Here is a 17,932-nt window from a genome sequence, read left to right on the forward strand (position 1 = left end):
TATCGAAATGAGTGTGATCTTATGAACAACGCATTAAAACAGGCCATCCATCAACTTGAAATGGTATTGAACTTAGACCTTAAATCCATTCAACATGTGAATTTCATAGAAAGAAATGCCCCTGGCTATGAAATTCATAAAACAGATGAGAAAGTCAAAATTGAATATAACAACATCAATGATGCTTTAACAGCTTTGGGTATATGGTTATCTAACCCTAAAACGAACTATATCTATATTGAAAAACGCGCCTTTAAACGGGTGGGTTTAATGTTGGATGTAGCGAGAATGGCCGTACCTAAAATTGAAACTCTGGAAAAATATATTTTAATTTTGTCTTTACTTGGATATAACTACCTTGGTTTATATTTGGAAGATGTATTCGAAGTGGATAACGAACCACAATTTGGTTATATGCGTGGTCGTTATACACAAGCAGAACTCAAACGTTTAGACGATTACGCTGCGAAACTCGATTTCGAAATTGTCCCATACATTCAAACCTTAGCACACCTTTCGTCGATTTTTAAACACCACACTTATGGCCCAATCAAAGACATCGATGACATTCTATTGGTCGGTGAACCAAGAACGTATGAGCTCATCGAAAATATGTTAAAAACCACCAAAAAAGTCTTTAGAAGCCAAGAAATTAATATCGGCATGGATGAAGCATGGATGCTTGGCTTAGGTAAATACCTTCAAAAGTATGGGTATCAAGATAGACTAAAAATCATGTTCGAACACTTAGAAAAAGTGAATGCATTGTGTGTGAAATACGGGTATCGACCAGCCATGTGGGCAGACATGTTTTTCCACTTGGTGGGCGGGCATTACTTTAATGATCAAGTCGAATTCAGTGAAGACATCACTTCTAAAATACCTAAAAATATCAAACTGATTTATTGGGACTATTATCAAACTGATATTCAAAGATACCACGCCAAATTCAAATCCTTGAATCAATTGACCGATAATTATGGTTATGCAGGTGGCGCATGGAAGTGGATTGGTTTCGCACCAAATAATGATGTAACGATGCGAACCATGCGTCTCGCCATTGAAGCTGCGAAACAGTATCAGATTGAAGATTTTATCGTCACGTCTTGGGGAGATAATGGTGGAGAAGCGTCACAATTTTCCATACTACCTGGTTTGTGTTACATCATCGAACAAATCAATGGAGATGATCGTTTGAATAAAGACAATCTGTTATCATTGATTAGTAATCTCACTTATCAGAACTGGTTAGACCTCGATTTACCGAATAAACTCTATTCGAATCCGCTGGCTATTCCAGTGAATCCATCTAAATATTTATTGTATGAAGACCCATTTTTAGGACTCTACAATCAAAAGTTACATCCGTGTTATGCAGCTTATTACCAACGATATAAAAAGATATTAAAAACCGACACAAAGGTAGCAGGACCATACACCTATTTGTTTGATACTTTGTATAAATTAACGGATGTATTGACTCTTAAATCCACTTTGAGTATACGCCTTAAAAAAGCATATGATGATAAAGATATGCCTGCATTACACGACATCACCTATCACGAAATCCCAACCATCATTCGAAAAATCGAACTATTTTATCAAGCGTTTTATACCCAGTGGCATCTGGAAAATAAACCCTTTGGATTTGAACATCATAGCCATCGTTTAGGTGGGTTAAAACAAAGATTAACCGATATCGCCAATACACTTCATGACTTTATAAACGCGACCATTAGCCATATTCCAGAATTGGATGAAAGAATCATTGATATCGCTAATGATGATTATAATGGTTGTCGCTACCTAAACTATTACGGTGATTATACATCGTTTGGAAAGATGTAAAAACCATGACATATACCAAAGAGGAACTACTTGAAGGGATTCAAGCGATGGACTCCCTGATCAAAAAAAGCGAGAAGACACTACCTAATCTCGTACCTGGTACTGGACCGCATACCACGCTGACTAGAAGACTCAAAGCATTCAAATTAACCAAAGCTATTTTAGAAGAAAAATTATCCGAATAATTAAGAAAAAACGATAGAAATCAGTTTGATCTCTATCGTTATTTTTTTAGTTGTTTTTTAATCGCGATGGCCGCGTGCATCCCATCGGCTGCTGCTTTCGCAACTTGTAATACCCCACCGACGGTATCGCCTGCGGCGTATAACCCTTCGATGTTGGTCATGAAATTGTCATCGACAACAATGTTGGTGTTTTCAACAATCGCGCCAATACGTGTTGCGAATTCAACTGCACCAGGCGAACCTAACGCAATAAATATCCCTTCAACATCATATGAACCATTGGTTGTTACGATGGTGGTTGCTTTATCTTCGTCACCGGTGATCTCCGTGATTTGTTCATGAACGACTGGATAATCCACGTCGACAGTCAAAGCATTTCCGTTGGTGAAGATTTGAATGTCTTCCGTTAGAAACTCCATGTCTTTGAGTTCATGTAACATATACTCATTATAACCAATGAGTGCGAGTTTTTTCTTTCTGAAGAAGAACCCATCACAGGTCACACAAAAGCTGATGCCTTTACCGCGATATTTTTGAAACCCTTTAATCTTTAATGTGGTTCTTGGTTTACCCGTAGCGAGTAATACGGTTTTACCTTCATAGACACCTTTTTTAGTGGTGACTGTAAAATGTTCATACTTGTCAATAGCGATGACTTCATCATGTAAAACGTCGATGCCCAATTCATTGGCTTGTTTTACCCCGCGCTCAATGAGCTCAGTGCCAGTAATTCCCCCAGGAAAGCCATAGTAATTGTCAATAACCACCCCGTCATAGAGTGATCCATTGTCTTTACCAATGACTAAAACGTTCTTGTTAGAACGCTTGAGGTAAATCGCGGCTGAGATCCCTGAAGGACCCTTACCGATAATGATTGTATCGAACATCTTAAACGCCTAGAGCTTTTCTAAGTTCGTCTTTTGAGCGTACGCCAATGATGGAGTTTACAACTTTACCACCCTTAAACACCAAAACGGTTGGGATGGACATGATTCTAAATTGGTTTGCAAGTTCTGCTTGTTCGTCGACATTTACTTTGCCAACCACTGCTAAACCTTTAACTTCTTCGGATAAAGATTCAACGATGGGTCCTAACATTTGGCAAGGACGGCACCATGCTGCCCAGAAATCCACTAAAACAGGTTCACTGGATTCCAAAACAACGCTTTTAAAATTTTCTTTGGTAATAGCTATAGCCATATTCTGATTCCTCCTATATAGAAATAACAGTTAGTATTATACCTATTTGGCGAAGAGAAATCTAGTGGTTTGCAACAATTATTATGTTATAATAGATAAGAACTCTAGTAGGTGATTAAATGTCTAAAATTAAGGTTGAAAACCTCAAATTTTCATATAATAACAAAGACGAAGCCATTCAAAATCTCTCCTTCGACATTGAAGCAGGGTCGTGGGTATGTGTGGTCGGACACAATGGGTCCGGCAAAAGCACACTCGCAAAGCTCTTGATTGGTCTTTTAAAAGCAGATGCAGGGCACATTTTGATCGATGGTCTTGAAATGAATGAAAATAACGTTCGCGATATCCGTAAAAAAGTCGGTATCGTGTTTCAAAATCCAGATAATCAATTTGTCGGTGTCACGGTGAAACATGACATCGCTTTTGGTCTTGAAAACCAATGTGTTCCACAACCGAAAATGGTAGAGTTGATTGATGAATACGTCGATTTGGTCGGTATGAAGGATTATTTAGACAAAGAACCACACCAATTATCCGGTGGTCAAAAACAACGTGTCGCTATCGCTGGCGCACTCGCGATGAATCAAGACATCATGATATTCGATGAAGCAACCTCGATGCTAGACCCTGAAGGCGTCAGAGACATCACAGAATTCATCGTTAAACTCAACAAAGAATATAAGAAAACCATCATCACCATCACCCATGATTTAGAGTTTGCGAAAAGAGCAGACCAAATCATCGTACTCAATAAAGGCAAAGTTGTATTATCCGGTACCCCTGACGATGTCTTCAGCCACAAAGACATTTTAGAAAGTACTGACCTCAATATCCCATTCGGGATGCGCGTCTATGACCAAGTAATCAAAGACGACCACTTACAGAAAGATGAAGCATTGGTAAAAGCGTTATGGGCATACAGTTTAACCAAGTAAGTTATTTTTATCGTGGCGTTAAAAATGAGACTTACGAAGCCATCAATCAAATCAGTTTAGCCATTAACGACGGTGAATTTGTCGCGATTTGTGGACAAACCGGTAGTGGCAAAACCACATTGGTTCAACACATGAACGCGTTATTAAAACCCACCCGTGGAACCGTTCAAATCTACGAACACACCCTACCATTAGCGGATAAAAACACCAAAATCGGTCCAATCCGTAAAAAAGTTGGGCTTGTTTTCCAATTTCCTGAATACCAATTATTCGAAGAAACCATTCTTAAAGACATCATGTTTGGACCGTTAAACTTCGGATTATCCTTAAAAGATGCTGAAGAAAAAGCCAGACACGCTGCCGCATTGGTGGGTTTAGATGAAGAAATTCTCCAAAAATCTCCGTTTAGAATCAGTGGCGGACAAATGAGAAGGGTCGCCATCGCGGGCATTTTAGCGATGGAGCCAGAAATGCTTGTTTTAGATGAACCCACCCGTGGATTAGACCCCAAAGGTTCAGATGAAATGATGGCACTATTCAATGAGTTACATGAAAAACATGGGAAAACCATCGTTTTAATTACCCATGATATGGATATTGTCGCTCGTTATGCGAAACGTATATTAGTCATGGATAAAGGTAAAATCAAGTTTGATGGCACCAGAGAATTGTTGTTTATGACCGACGAATTTGAAAAGCTTCATTTGGCCAAACCTCAAGCCTATCGGATGATGGAATACCTATCCAAAACCTTAGGATACCCTTTTAAACAAATCTTTACAGAAGAAGACCTCATTCAATATTTGAAGGAGGTGCACCATGAATAACATCACGATTGGTCAATATGTTCATGGTAATACTTGGATTTATAAAATGGACCCTCGCGTTAAAATCATCGCTTTGATGTTATCGATGGTCATCACGTTCATCATCCCTTCATTTACTTTGATGGCGATTTTATTGGGATTAACCATCATCATGGTTTTGACCACAGGAATCCCATTCATGAAAATGATTCGCGGGATGAAAGCCTTACTGTTCTTGCTTACGTTTACGTTCATTATCCAAATATTTAATATCCGAACCGGTGATTTATTGCTAGACGTCGATATGACCCTTGGTTGGGTTTCAATCGCAGCGATTGTCCTCATCATCGTTTTATATAATGTCTACAAACGCCAGTTCAAATACCGCTCAACGATGTTTTTATTGATGGTATTTTCCTTATTTTTGGTTCAATATCTACTCCCTTATGGTAAAATTTGGTCTTATGATTTCATGGTTTATTCCGATGGATTGTTCCGGACAGGGTTCTTGCTCTTTAGAATCATGGTCATCATTTTATTGTCATCACTATTGACTTTTACAACCATGACCACCGACTTAAACAATGGTTTAGAAGCCGTCATGAAACCACTCGAATGGGTAAAATTTCCAGTTGCTGAACTGTCTATGATGTTATCATTAACCTTGCGTTTTATCCCAACCTTATTGGAAGAAACTCAAAAAATCATGAAAGCTCAAGCCTCTCGTGGGGTTGAATTCAGTGAATCGACGTTAAAAAAGAAAATTTCTCAGATGATTTCGTTATTAATCCCAATTTTTATCATTTCGTTTAAGCGCGCAGAAGATTTGGCAAATGCGATGGAATCTAGAGGGTATATCATCGGTGAAAAACGCACCAAGATTGATGTCATGAGCATTCAATATTTGGATATCTTGACCATCATCACCTTGTTGGGGTTACTTACCGTGGTCATTTTAATGAATACAGGCGTCATCTATGCGCTATAAATTAACCATCGCTTATGACGGTACCAACTATCAAGGATTTCAAAGCCAAAATAACGGCTTAGGCATCCAACAAGTGCTCGAAGAAACCTTGAGTCAAATCGCGAAAGAATCCATCCAAGTGGTCGCTTCGGGCAGAACCGATAAAGGGGTACACGCACTCGGACAGGTGTGTCATTTTGATACCCAAAATCCGATGACTGATTCTGCTTGGTTAAGGGCACTTAATACCTATTTACCGAACGATATCGCTGTTTTAGACATCGTTTTGGTAGATGAATCATTTCATGCAAGATTTTCAGCGGTTAAAAAATGCTATGTGTATGTGCTTGCGAAAGACTATAATATTTTCAGGCGAAACTACGAAGCCTATATTAAATACCCACTCAATGTCGATTGGATGCAACAGGCGATTCAAAAACTCGAAGGCACCCATGATTTTAAAGGTTTTGGTGTATTTGTAGAACATAAACCCACCGTTCGTACGATGTTTCAAGCAACCCTAGAAGAAACCGATACCCATTATATTTTCACATTCATCGCGGATGGTTTCTTGAAATATATGGTTCGTAGTATGGTAGGTACCATCACCGATATCGGTCGAGGTAAAAGACCCTTATCGATTATGGATGACATTCTAGAACACCAAGATCGATCCAAAGTAGGTAAAACTGCTTCGCCCGAAGGGCTCTATCTAAAACAAGTTTGGTACTAAGAGGAGGCAATCATGTTTATTACATTTGAAGGTGGCGAAGGTTCTGGTAAAACAACCTTAATTCAAACCTTAGTGAAGTGGCTTAAAGAACACAATATTGGCTGTGTCGCGACCCGAGAACCGGGCGGATCAGACATTGCTGAAAAGATTAGAGCCATCATTTTAGATCAAGACAATACGCACATGAGAGCGAGAACGGAAGCCCTCCTTTTTGCTGCAGCACGTGTTCAACACCTAGAAGAAACCGTGATACCAGCATTAGAAAAGAATCAAGTCGTTCTTTGTGATCGTTATATCGATAGCTCTTTAGCCTACCAAGGGTATGCCCGCGGTTTGGGCTTTGATGCCATCTTAAAAATCAACACATTCGCGTTAGAACACATGCCTGACATAACTGTGTATATCAATTCTGACCCACAAATCGGATTATCAAGAATCAAATCCAGAGAAAACAATCGTTTGGATTTGGAAAAATTAGAATTCCACCAAAAAGTACGTGAGGGTTATTTGAAACTCGCTGACATGTACCCACAACGCTATTTGGTCATCAATGGTGACCGCACCATGCAAGAAGTCATCGACGATGTAAAAGCCCATTTAAAGGATGTGCTTTTATGCCAAAAATAAAACAACAAGCCATTCTAGATCAATTTAAAAGAGCGATTGCTAAAGACCGTCTAAGTCATTTATATTTATTCACTGGTCCGAAAGGTTCCGGAAAGAAAGAACTGGCATTCGAGATTGCGAACGCATTACTATTAAATAAGACAGATGGTGCAGAATTGCTCAAAACCAATGGGCATGTGAATTTAATGTTCATCGAACCTGCTGGTCAAAACATTAAAAAGGAACAAATCGCTGATTTACAAAGCGAATTTTCCAAGACATCTTTAACCAAAGGTGCACGTGTATACATCATCGATGAAGTCGATAAATTATCTACCGCTGCGGCCAATGGTCTATTAAAATTTTTAGAAGAACCCCTATCCAAACAAACCGTAGGGTTTTTATTGTCAGATAATCCAGAACTCGTCTTACCTACCATTCAGTCACGTAGTCAAATCATCTTCTTAAAACCAAGAAGTGAGCATGAACTCACTTTAGAATTGAAGGAAGCAGGGGTTGACCCCTATTTGGCAGAATTCCTACCTTATTTAAATAAAGACCGCGCCATCGTTATGGAAATGGCCAAAAAAGATGATGTCATTGAACTCATAAACTGTGTCAAAAATTACCACAAAACCTTATTAAAGAAAGAGCCTTTGTGGTTATTATTTGAAACCAAAATGAGCATCATTCGTTCGGATAAAGCGGTGCTTATTCAATTTTTAGAACTGATCATGATTTATTATCTAGACTTATTGAAAACGAAAAATCAGGAGATCATTGCGTTCGATGTGTTCAGCGAAGAGTATGAAACCATCGCGGGTATGCTCACCATGGAAGATATTTTAAAGCATTTAAAACAAATACAAACGCTTTTGTATAGATTAAACTATAATATTAATATAGAGATGGCACTCACACAGTTGGTGCTTGACTTAGAGAGTTAGAAGGTGAATACATGCTTGTTGCACAAGTACAATTTAGACAAGCTGGCAAAAGATACTATTTTAATCCCAATACATTACCGGTTCAAGACCAAACATTGGTTGTGGTCGAAACCGTTCGTGGCATTGAATTGGGCAAAGTAGTAGGGAAGCTTGTAGAAGTCAAAGAAGAAGAATTACAAACAGAACTCAAACCGATTTTACGGCTAGCCACCGATAACGATATCGAAGAAAATGATTATAACAAAAGTTTAGAACTCCAAGTGATTAAGGTCACTAAAGAATTGGTTAAGCGCAATGAACTCGATATGAAGCTATTAGCCGCTGAATATACTTTAGACCGCGATCGTTTGGTCGTTTACTTCGAATCTGAGAACCGTGTGGATTTTAGACAACTGGTCAAAGATTTGTCTGAAAGTTTTAAAACACGTATTGAACTTAGACAAGTGGGTTCAAGAGACGGGGCTAAATTCATTGGCGGGATCGGGCCATGTGGCTTAATTACCTGCTGTACTACATTCATTGGTGAATTCGATAACGTATCCATCAAAATGGCTAAAAATCAAAACTTATCTTTAAACCCACAAAAAATCAGTGGGAACTGCGGTAAGTTATTATGCTGCATCAAGTTTGAAAATAGCGTCTATGAAGAACTCCGTCAAAACATGCCGGATGTGGGCGATAAAATCAAAACCAAAGATGGTGGCGCAACCGTGATTTCCATCAATATTTTGAGACAACAACTCAAAGTAGCCTATGAAGATGGTTCCTTTGGTTATGTGCTTCTAAAGGACATTGAAAAGAAACATGCAAATTGAAAATGATTTATTGGGATACCCGCGATTAAAAATCATCCAAGACCCGGATATGTTTTCATTTTCCATCGACTCGATGTTGTTAGGTGATTTTGTCAAAATCAAAAAGAATACGAAACGTATTATGGATTTATGTACTGGTAACGCAGCGATACCGCTGTATTTATCGGTAAAAACAAAGGCTGAGATTCACGGGGTTGAAATCCAACAAGCGGTCTTTGATATGGCTTTAAAAGGGGTTCAAGTCAACCACCTTGAAGATCAAATTCATCTACACCACCGCGATTTAAAGGGTATTTCTAAAGAGGTTGGTAAATTGTCATTCGACATCGTTACAGCGAACCCACCCTTCTTCAAAGTACCCAATGAACCACACTTAAACAAAAATGATTATTTGACCATCGCGAGACATGAAGTGATGTTAACCTTAGAGGAACTCATCATCGAAGCGCATTCTTTATTAAATAACGGTGGATCGTTCTATTTGGTCCATCGACCAGACCGTTTAACCGATATCTTAAGCTTATTAAGAAAGCATGACTTAGAGCCAAAACGGATGCGTTTGGTTCAACCTAGAAGAAACACCAAACCCAATCATGTGTTGATTGAAGCTTCAAAAAACAGATTAGAAGGTGGCTTAATTGTCGAGACCCCATTGGTGGTTTATCACAAAGACAATTGGACAAAAGCCATATTGGACATATATAACATTGGGAGGGATTCATATGTTACTCAGTCTACTAAACCGTAAGGAAAAACTTAAATTCCTCGATTTGGCGATTCATATGGTCGCGATTGATGGAGAACCAAATGCGTATGAAAAACGTATTTTAAACATGATGTTGGCTGAAGTTGGCGATGATATTTATAAAGAGTATACATTCTCATTAGCCAGCGACAAAGAAGCAACAGTAGCCTATTTTGTCTCTCAACCTAAAGCAACCCGTCACATCGTCTTACTCAACCTATTGAAACTTTCCATGTTTGACGACTTATACAATACCAGTGAGCATTTCTTCATCGATAATGTGAGAAGACAGTTCAAAATTGGGGTTGCGAAAAGAAAAGAATTGATGAGAGTCATCTACGCAGAACGCGATTGGCACGAACAAGCCAAACGTGTTTGTTTGGAGTAATATGATTCGCCAAAGTTTCGTTGAAACCAAACCCACTTTGTATTTGATTTCAACCCCTATAGGCAATTTAAAAGACATCACACTCAGAGCACTTGAAACGCTAAAAACGGTTCAAGTGATTTTTGCTGAAGATACCCGTAATACATTAAAGTTACTCAGTCATTATGAAATATCGAAACCCGTTAAAAGCTATCACGAACACAATAAAGTGAGTGCGGGTCAAGAGATCTTAAAACATCTCGAAAATGGCGATTCTGTGGGATTGGTCACCGATGCTGGCACCCCGGCCATTTCAGATCCAGGCTTCGAAGTCGTTCAATTGGTTAAAGATCATTTTCCGGTAGTTCCGATTCCTGGCGCGAGCGCTGTGTTAGCCGCATTAGTGGCCTCTGGTCTGGTACCACAACCATTCACTTTTTTTGGGTTTCTAGACCGTACCGTCTCTAAGCGACAACTCGCATTGAACAAACTTTCAGGTTTACCACACACCCTTGTTTTTTATGAACGCGGTGACCGCGTCAAAGAAACCCTGGGTGATATGAAATTGGTTTTAGGTAACCGTTTGGTTGTCCTTGCTAAAGAACTTACCAAACAGTTTGAGACATTCTATGAAGGTGATATCGAAACCTTACTCAATTCGGATATTCACGAAAAAGGGGAATTTGTAATCCTGGTTTCTGGGAAAGCAGAAAGTGCCACATCTTCAGGTGATATTCTGACCGATGTGAAGGAATATGTGCTTCTAGGTTACACTGAAAAAGAGGCCATCAAAAAGGTCGCAAGCGAGTTAGGTGTTCATAAAAATGAAGTCTATCAGCAAGTCGTTAAGGCTGGCGGGATTAAAAAATAAGCGTTCATTTTGTTTTAAAAATCACTGAAAAAACACTGCATAAATGTGTTGTTTTTAGAGTGGTTATTATATATAATAGGGTTACAGGCTTGGATAAAGAGAGTATGACTGTGGTTTTAAGCAAGAGAGTTTGTGGCTGGTGCGAACAAACAGAACCCAATCAGAAGATGACTTTGGAGCCGTTCAATCGATAGGTAGATTGAGCCGTGAGCACGCGTTAAGTGTTTGAGGGCTATGGGCAACCATAGAACTAAGGTGGTACCGCGATCTTTTCGTCCTTAGCGTTTTTAAGGGCGATTTTTTTACGAAAAAATGGAGGTAGAAGAAGATGAAAAAACCATTTTATATTTCAACAGCGATTGCTTATGCGTCGGCTATCCCACACGTTGGTAACGTGTATGAAGCCATTCTCGCTGACGCGATTGCACGTTTTAAACGTTTGGATGGCTACGATGTGTATTTCCAAACAGGGACCGATGAACACGGTCAAAAAATTGAATCTCGTGCCGCAGGCAAAGGTATGGATCCACAATCCTATACGGACCTGATTTCTGGTGAAATTAAACGCATTTACGCTGCTGTTGGTGTAGAATACGATCATTTTATTCGTACAACCGATGAAAACCACCGCCAAGTCGTTCAAACTATCTTCAAAAAACTATATGATCAAGGCGACATTTATTTAGGTAAATATGCAGGTTGGTATAGTGTTTCTGAAGAGTCATTTATTTCTGAAAAAGACATCGTTGATGGCAAGGGTCCAAATGGGGATACCCTGGTTTGGACTGAAGAAGAAACGTTCTTTTTCGACCTTAAAAAATACCAAGCAAGATTGGTAGAACACATCCAAAACCACCCAGAATTTATCGCACCTGATTCACGTAAAAATGAAATGTTAAACAACTTCTTGAGCGAACCTTTACAAGATTTATCGGTCTCAAGAACCTCATTCAAATGGGGCATTCCAACCTTCGATCCTAAACACGTGACTTACGTTTGGATTGATGCCTTAACCAACTATATCAGCGGGTTGGATTTGGACGCGTCTTTAACCCCATCCGAGAAGTTTAAAAAGTATTGGCCAGCCGATATACATTTAATTGGTAAAGATATTTTAAGATTCCATACCATCTATTGGCCAATCATGTTGATGGCTTTGGGTCTAGAACTCCCTAAAACCGTCTTTGGTCACCCATGGGTCTTAATCGATAAATCCAAGATGAGCAAGTCTTTAGGCAACACATTGTATGTCGATGACATCTTAAAATTCTTTAAGAAAGACACACTCAGATATTATGTCTTACATGAGATTCCATTCGCAGCCGATGGTAACTTAACCTATGAACTGCTCATTGAACGTAACAACACAGACTTAGCCAACACCCTTGGTAACTTAGTCAACCGTACGATTGGTATGGCTAATAAATACCGTGGTGGCGTTATTAAGAAAGCGAACACGCAAAAAACTTATGAGGTTTCATTGGTGGATGCGACAGCGCACCTCTTAGATCAAGTCCGCGCTAAAATGGATGAATACCGTGTCGCTGACGCGATTGAAGAAATCATGAAAGTACTTCGACAAGCCAACAAGTTTATCGATGTAACAGAACCATGGAAACTCTTTAAAGACGAAACCGCACAAGCAGAACTCGATGGTGTCTTGTATGAATTATTGGAAACCATTCGTATCACTGCCGTGGTTTTACGTGCCTTCATCCCAGATACTGCAAATGAAATTTTAAGACAAATTAATACAACCAACCATACCTTTGAATCCATCACCACATTTGGTGGCTTTGAAGATGGTGTTAAGCTCAATCCACCTGTGGTGTTATTCGAACGTTATAACCCACAAGAGAAACTTGAAGAAATCTTAAAAGGATAACCATGAGCAACCTATTTAAGAATAACGAAAAACTCTTTCTTGAATTACGTGCTTTGTTCGCTGTGACCTTCTTTACCATCATCTATGGTATCGGGGTAAGCTGGTTTCTAGAAGCCGCAGCAGAACCGCTTTATACTGGGGGTATTCCTGGGATTGGCCAGTTGACTCGTAACGTGTTGAATTCACATTTCGGGCTCAATTTAGGCAATAGTTTCTTAGGGATATTTATCATGTTGGGTAACATCCCAATCCTGATTTTGGGTTGGTTTGGTGTTTCCAAACGATTTACCATTTACTCCATCATCTCTGTCGTGATCCAATCGACCATCTTAGGGTTTATTCCGGTGGTTAATATGGGGATTTCAGATACATTCGTGCTCGCTGTTATGGGTGGGCTATTGATTGGTGTTGGTGTCGGTGGCGCATTGAAATATGGCACATCAACCGGTGGGCTAGATATCATTGCACAATATTATTCGTTACGTCATGGCACTTCAGTCGGATTCATATCTTTAGTGCTCAATGTCGGCATCGCCTTGGTCGGTGCATTCGTCTTTGGTAGTGCGAGTGTCGCAGCATTCACCATCATTCGTATCATTGTTTCGACGATTGTCACAGATAAATTACATACAGCGTATAACTTTATGAAAGTTGAAATCATCACAGAATCGCCAGCACAACTCACGCAATTGATCTTAGAGAAAGTTTATCGTGGGGTTACATTGGCGAAAGTGGAAGGGGCTTATTCTCACAAAGAAAAGACCATGGTCATCGTCGTGATTTCGTCTTATGAGTTGACTCAAATCAGAAAATTAGTGAAAGATTTTGATCCAAAAGCCTTTATGATTACCCAACCGGTAAAAACCATACAAGGTAACTTTGCAAGAAAAACCATCGTATAAGTGGTGTTATTTTGAATCAAAACGGTGCAGTTGAAATTACTACATATTATGGTTGACAATTACCACTACTTATAGTAAGATTTATACGGTACGTTTTAAAAAAGCCCAAAATAGCCCTTATTACAACCACAATAAGGAGGAGAATTACAATGATGAAAACAACAACAATGCCCAACCCGGCGAACATCCAAAGAAAATGGTATGTCGTTGACGCGGATGGTGCAACCCTTGGTCGCTTAGCGACTCAAGTAGCAGCAATTTTAAAAGGTAAGAATAACCCATACTACGCTCCTCACGTAGACACTGGCGATAACGTTATCATTATTAATGCTGAAAAAATTCAATTAACAGGGAAGAAATGGACTGGTAAAGTCTATTATTCACACAGTGATTATGCTGGTAGCTTAAAGACAACCATGGCTAAAGATGTTATGGCTAAGTTCCCAACCAGAATGGTAGAAAAAGCAGTAGAAGGTATGTTACCGCACAACCGTTTAGGTAAGCAAATGTTTAAGAAATTATACGTTTATGCTGGTAGCGAACATCCACATGTTGCTCAACAACCAGTTAAGTTGGAGGTATTATAATCATGGCAAAAGCGGTTCAATATTTAGGCACAGGACGTCGTAAGAGTTCAGTTGCAAGAGTTATCCTAACAAGTGGTACTGGTAAGTTCGTCGTAAATGACAGACCATTCGAAGAATATATCCCTTCAGCAGCAACCCGTCTTGACGTTTTACAACCATTAGCAATTACCGAATCAGAAGGTCGTTTCGACGTTTCTGTTAACGTATATGGCGGCGGTTTAACCGGCCAAGCTGGTGCAATCCGTTTGGGTATCACCAGAGCATTGATGGAAATCAATCCTGACTTGAGAGCAACCTTAAAACCTGCTGGACTAGTCACCAGAGATCCACGTGCTAAAGAACGTAAAAAATACGGTCTTAAGAAAGCTCGTAGAGCATCACAATTCTCAAAACGTTAATTTTTATGGGCAATCTTCGGATTGCCCTTTTTTTTCTTGTAAGAAAACACCATATATCGTATAATGATATATGCGAAAGAGGGTTTTTGTATGAATAAAGTACGTGTTAGATACGCACCAAGTCCTACCGGGCTACTACATATAGGTAACGCTAGAACAGCGATTTTTAACTATTTGTTTGCGAGAAGCCATGGGGGCGATTTTTTAATTCGAATTGAAGATACTGACGTGAAGAGAAATGTCATTGGCGGTGAAGCATCACAACTAGACAACCTAAGATGGTTGGGCTTAGATTGGGATGAGTCTCCTGATAAAGGTGGCCCTTATGGTCCATACAGACAACTTGAACGTTTGGATTTATATAAAGAGTACGCAGAAAAACTATTAGACATGGGTATGGCTTACAAAGAATACAAAGAAGGTTCTAGCAAATACGCCATTCGTTTCAAAGTCCCAGCAGATAAAGAATATGTCTTTAATGACATGGTCAGAGGGACATTGAGATTCCAATCCAAAGAAGTAGAAGATTGGATCATGATTAAAGACAACGGCATTCCTACCTACAATTTCGCTGTGGTTATCGATGACCACTTTATGAAGATTACCCACATTTTAAGAGGGGAAGAACACATTACCAATACCCCAAAACAAATGATGGTGTATGAAGCATTTGGTTGGGAAATTCCGACGTTTGGTCACATGACCATCATCGTGAATGAGAAGAAAAAGAAATTGTCCAAACGTGACCAATCGATTGTTCAATTCATCTCTCAATACCGTGAACTCGGTTATTTACCAGAAGCGATGATGAACTTCATCGCACTTCTTGGATGGAGCCCTGCAGTTAACCAAGAAATCTTATCCAAAGAAGAAATCATCCATCATTTTGATTCTTCTAGACTATCGAAAGCACCTGCCATGTTTGATGTGGTAAAACTCGCCTATATCAACAAAGAATATGTGAAGAAAATGTCTCATGAAGCGTTCGTTGAATTGTGTAAACCACACCTAGAAAAAGCAGGCATTGATGTGTCAAATCCAGTTTGGGTATCCGATCTTTGCAGTCTATTGCACGAAAGAACGGCTTACGGCGCACAAATCGTCGAATTACATAACGAATTTTTCCATGGTTCATTTGAATATGAAACAGAAGCGCTTGACTTCTTAAAATCAGAAGACACCTTACCAGTCATCAAAGCATTCAGACGCCAATTATCCATGAGCAGCTTCAACGCAGATGACATCAAAGAATCGATTAAAGATGTGGGCAAACGTTTAAATGTCAAAGGCAAATCCTTGTTTATGCCTTGTAGAATCGCGACCACAGGCGCGATGCATGGACCAGATTTACCTAAATCCTTATCCCTTTTAGGTAAAGAAGTCGCGTTGAGCCGTATCGACAAAACTATAGAAAAATTGGAGAATAAAGCATGAAAAAATTTCTGACATTAATCGCATTTGTTCTAACTTTAGTTTTACTAGCCGGTTGTAATGCCAAATCAGACGTGAAGATTTCCATCAAAAATGTCACACCAGCAAGAACCACCATTTATATGGAGTTTGATGTGGTTGACCCGAAAGAAGAAATCACCGAAGATGGGATTACTGTGGTCTTATATTACTTAGGTAATGAAGTCACTCGTAAGGCACCAACCTATGCTAATGATTTGACATCGATTATTTTTGAAGGCTTATCTGTTGGTTACAAATACACATTCAGTGTGTTCGCAACCTATGGTGGGAAAGCCCATAAGATGGCTTCCGGTGAAGCAACCACAACCACAGAAGGTGGTAGTGCAACCGAACCGAAACTCATTTCAACCATTCAAGATTTCCTCAACATTCCTAACGATTTAACGGCGTTCTATCGCTTAGAAAATGACTTGGATTTTGAAGACGCAGCATTCCAAAACCCATTTGGTTCAAAACAATTCGCAGGGACTTTTGATGGTAATAATAAAACCATTAAAAACTTGAAAATGGATTTAACCACCACCTATATCGGCTTGTTTGGATATAACCGTGGCACCATTAAGAATTTAACCGTTGAAAATGTCATTGTCGATTTTAAAACCAGCACCCAAAATATCGGGATCATCGCTGGTAAAAATGCCGGTCTCATTGAAAACGTTACTTTAAAGAATTCCAGCATCGCGGCTGCGTTCTCTAGAACCGGCCAAATCTATATTGGCGGGATTACCGGTTTATCAGAAACGGGTGGTAAACTCACCGATATCACCATTGAAAATGTCGATTTAAACTTAGCCATCACAGGTCGTACAGAACCACACGCAGGTCTCTTAGTCGGTAGAGCACAAGCGACCCAAGTGACCGATGTGAGCGCGACTGGTTCGATTGTGGTAACCGCTCAAGACGTTACCAACGTTGGTGGTTTAATCGGTAAGATTGAAAACGTGGGTTTGAGTGGTTCATCCATTACAAACGCCAGCGCAGATGTTGAAATAGAAGTCTCAGTAGACATCACCACGACGACCACAAACGATACCGCACAAGCCATTTATATTGGTGGTTTATTAGGCACATCGATTGGAACAAACGTCAATAGCGTTTATGCGAAAGGTCAAATCGATTTATTGAAAGCGTCAAATACCTCTACCAATGACCGAAATGACGATGAGTTATCGGTTGGTGGGTTGGTTGGTTTCACCACATCAGGTATCATCAATGCCTACGCAAATGTGGACATTGTTGTCGGTAGTTCAACCGAAGTAACCATCGTATCATTCGATAGAATGTTTGTAGGTGGATTAGCCGGCATCCAATTGGGTGGCGAACGCTTAGAAAAAGCAGCGTATTTGATGGGCACCATCATGGTTTATCCAGGCGAGAATACAACGTTACAAGCGTCTAAAGTGGTTGGTAACATGAACCCTACCAAGTCGGTTACCGTTGATTCCGCTGTCTTAACCATTGGTTCAGATGTGATTGTTGGACGTGTTGTTAATGTCTATGGCGATACCCCAAGTAGCACACCAAGTGCTGTTGAAGCCGTGACTTATGCAAGCTTACAAACCTATTTCACCAGCAGCTTCATTTTAGAAACCTTAATTTTCAGTGAATAAATAAGATCAATGTTACGACCAAACTCGTAACATTTTTTCTTTCCAAAAAGCC

At 39.6% G+C, this 17,932-nt stretch carries 20 protein-coding genes and 1 other annotated feature; of the genes, 18 read left to right on the forward strand and 2 right to left on the reverse strand.

All coding sequences use genetic code 11. The features are described from left to right. Positions 1-21 precede the first annotated feature (21 nt). Entirely contained in the window at positions 22-1,848 is a 1,827-nt protein-coding gene (locus N7548_RS02235) for a beta-N-acetylhexosaminidase (protein ID WP_263607774.1), read from the forward strand. A gap of 5 nt (positions 1,849-1,853) precedes the next feature. Then, complete coding sequence (locus N7548_RS02240) at positions 1,854-2,033, forward strand: hypothetical protein (RefSeq protein WP_263607775.1); 180 nt, start codon at positions 1,854-1,856, stop codon at positions 2,031-2,033. Positions 2,034-2,071: 38 nt separating this feature from the next. On the opposite strand, the gene N7548_RS02245 is transcribed toward N7548_RS02240, so the two are convergent. Further along, on the reverse strand, positions 2,072-2,920 hold the full coding sequence (locus N7548_RS02245) for an NAD(P)/FAD-dependent oxidoreductase (RefSeq protein ID WP_263607776.1): 849 nt from the start codon (positions 2,918-2,920) through the stop codon (positions 2,072-2,074). A 1-nt stretch (position 2,921) separates the two neighbouring features. Next, entirely contained in the window at positions 2,922-3,233 is a 312-nt protein-coding gene (gene trxA / locus N7548_RS02250; RefSeq protein ID WP_263607777.1) for a thioredoxin, read from the reverse strand. Between the two features lie 119 nt (positions 3,234-3,352). Here trxA and N7548_RS02255 point away from each other — a divergent pair, with 119 nt between their 5' ends. The 16 genes from N7548_RS02255 to N7548_RS02330 all read left to right on the forward strand — a co-directional run bounded on the left by N7548_RS02255 (position 3,353) and on the right by N7548_RS02330 (position 17,880). Continuing rightward, positions 3,353-4,168 carry an energy-coupling factor transporter ATPase gene (locus N7548_RS02255; protein WP_263607778.1) on the forward strand — a complete coding sequence of 272 codons (816 nt, stop codon included), beginning with the start codon at positions 3,353-3,355 and terminating at the stop codon, positions 4,166-4,168. Further along, positions 4,144-4,995 (forward strand): energy-coupling factor transporter ATPase, encoded by an 852-nt coding sequence (locus N7548_RS02260; protein WP_263607779.1) that lies wholly within the window; start codon positions 4,144-4,146, stop codon positions 4,993-4,995. The genes N7548_RS02255 and N7548_RS02260 overlap by 25 nt, the downstream gene beginning before the upstream one ends. Next, positions 4,988-5,962, forward strand: a complete 975-nt coding sequence (locus tag N7548_RS02265) for an energy-coupling factor transporter transmembrane component T family protein (protein ID WP_263607781.1) — start codon at positions 4,988-4,990, stop codon at positions 5,960-5,962. Before N7548_RS02260 ends, N7548_RS02265 begins: the two co-directional genes overlap by 8 nt. Continuing rightward, the gene (truA, locus tag N7548_RS02270) at positions 5,952-6,674 is read left to right on the forward strand and encodes a tRNA pseudouridine(38-40) synthase TruA (protein ID WP_263607782.1); all 723 of its coding nucleotides are present in this window, start codon (positions 5,952-5,954) and stop codon (positions 6,672-6,674) included. Before N7548_RS02265 ends, truA begins: the two co-directional genes overlap by 11 nt. Positions 6,675-6,686: 12 nt before the next feature. After that, positions 6,687-7,301, forward strand: coding sequence for a dTMP kinase (tmk, locus tag N7548_RS02275; RefSeq protein ID WP_263607783.1), 615 nt, complete (start codon positions 6,687-6,689; stop codon positions 7,299-7,301). Then, positions 7,289-8,227, forward strand: a complete 939-nt coding sequence (locus N7548_RS02280) for a DNA polymerase III delta subunit-related protein (RefSeq protein ID WP_263607784.1) — start codon at positions 7,289-7,291, stop codon at positions 8,225-8,227. Before tmk ends, N7548_RS02280 begins: the two co-directional genes overlap by 13 nt. Before the next feature lie 11 nt (positions 8,228-8,238). Next, positions 8,239-9,042 (forward strand): PSP1 domain-containing protein, encoded by an 804-nt coding sequence (locus N7548_RS02285; RefSeq protein WP_263607785.1) that lies wholly within the window; start codon positions 8,239-8,241, stop codon positions 9,040-9,042. After that, positions 9,032-9,790, forward strand: coding sequence for a tRNA1(Val) (adenine(37)-N6)-methyltransferase (locus N7548_RS02290; RefSeq protein ID WP_263607786.1), 759 nt, complete (start codon positions 9,032-9,034; stop codon positions 9,788-9,790). The genes N7548_RS02285 and N7548_RS02290 overlap by 11 nt, the downstream gene beginning before the upstream one ends. Continuing rightward, entirely contained in the window at positions 9,765-10,175 is a 411-nt protein-coding gene (locus N7548_RS02295) for a hypothetical protein (RefSeq protein ID WP_263607787.1), read from the forward strand. The genes N7548_RS02290 and N7548_RS02295 overlap by 26 nt, the downstream gene beginning before the upstream one ends. A 1-nt stretch (position 10,176) precedes the next feature. Next, positions 10,177-11,025, forward strand: coding sequence for a 16S rRNA (cytidine(1402)-2'-O)-methyltransferase (gene rsmI, locus N7548_RS02300; protein WP_263607788.1), 849 nt, complete (start codon positions 10,177-10,179; stop codon positions 11,023-11,025). 81 nt (positions 11,026-11,106) lie between these two features. Continuing rightward, positions 11,107-11,308 (forward strand) — a binding site (T-box leader). A gap of 45 nt (positions 11,309-11,353) precedes the next feature. Next, positions 11,354-12,910 carry a methionine--tRNA ligase gene (gene metG, locus N7548_RS02305; protein WP_263607789.1) on the forward strand — a complete coding sequence of 519 codons (1,557 nt, stop codon included), beginning with the start codon at positions 11,354-11,356 and terminating at the stop codon, positions 12,908-12,910. 2 nt (positions 12,911-12,912) lie between these two features. Then, a complete protein-coding gene (locus N7548_RS02310; RefSeq protein WP_263607790.1) occupies positions 12,913-13,812 on the forward strand; it encodes a YitT family protein in 900 nt (299 codons plus the stop codon). 152 nt (positions 13,813-13,964) lie between these two features. Then, positions 13,965-14,399 (forward strand): 50S ribosomal protein L13, encoded by a 435-nt coding sequence (gene rplM, locus N7548_RS02315; protein ID WP_303645792.1) that lies wholly within the window; start codon positions 13,965-13,967, stop codon positions 14,397-14,399. 2 nt (positions 14,400-14,401) lie between these two features. Beyond that, complete coding sequence (rpsI, locus tag N7548_RS02320) at positions 14,402-14,797, forward strand: 30S ribosomal protein S9 (RefSeq protein WP_263607792.1); 396 nt, start codon at positions 14,402-14,404, stop codon at positions 14,795-14,797. Between the two features lie 90 nt (positions 14,798-14,887). Then, a complete protein-coding gene (gltX, locus tag N7548_RS02325; protein WP_263607793.1) occupies positions 14,888-16,231 on the forward strand; it encodes a glutamate--tRNA ligase in 1,344 nt (447 codons plus the stop codon). Continuing rightward, positions 16,228-17,880, forward strand: a complete 1,653-nt coding sequence (locus N7548_RS02330; protein WP_263607794.1) for a M26 family metallopeptidase — start codon at positions 16,228-16,230, stop codon at positions 17,878-17,880. The genes gltX and N7548_RS02330 overlap by 4 nt, the downstream gene beginning before the upstream one ends. Positions 17,881-17,932 lie beyond the last annotated feature (52 nt).

The organism is Paracholeplasma manati (genome assembly GCF_025742995.1).
GTDB classification, from domain to species: Bacteria; Bacillota_I; Bacilli_A; order Acholeplasmatales; family UBA5453; genus Paracholeplasma; species Paracholeplasma manati.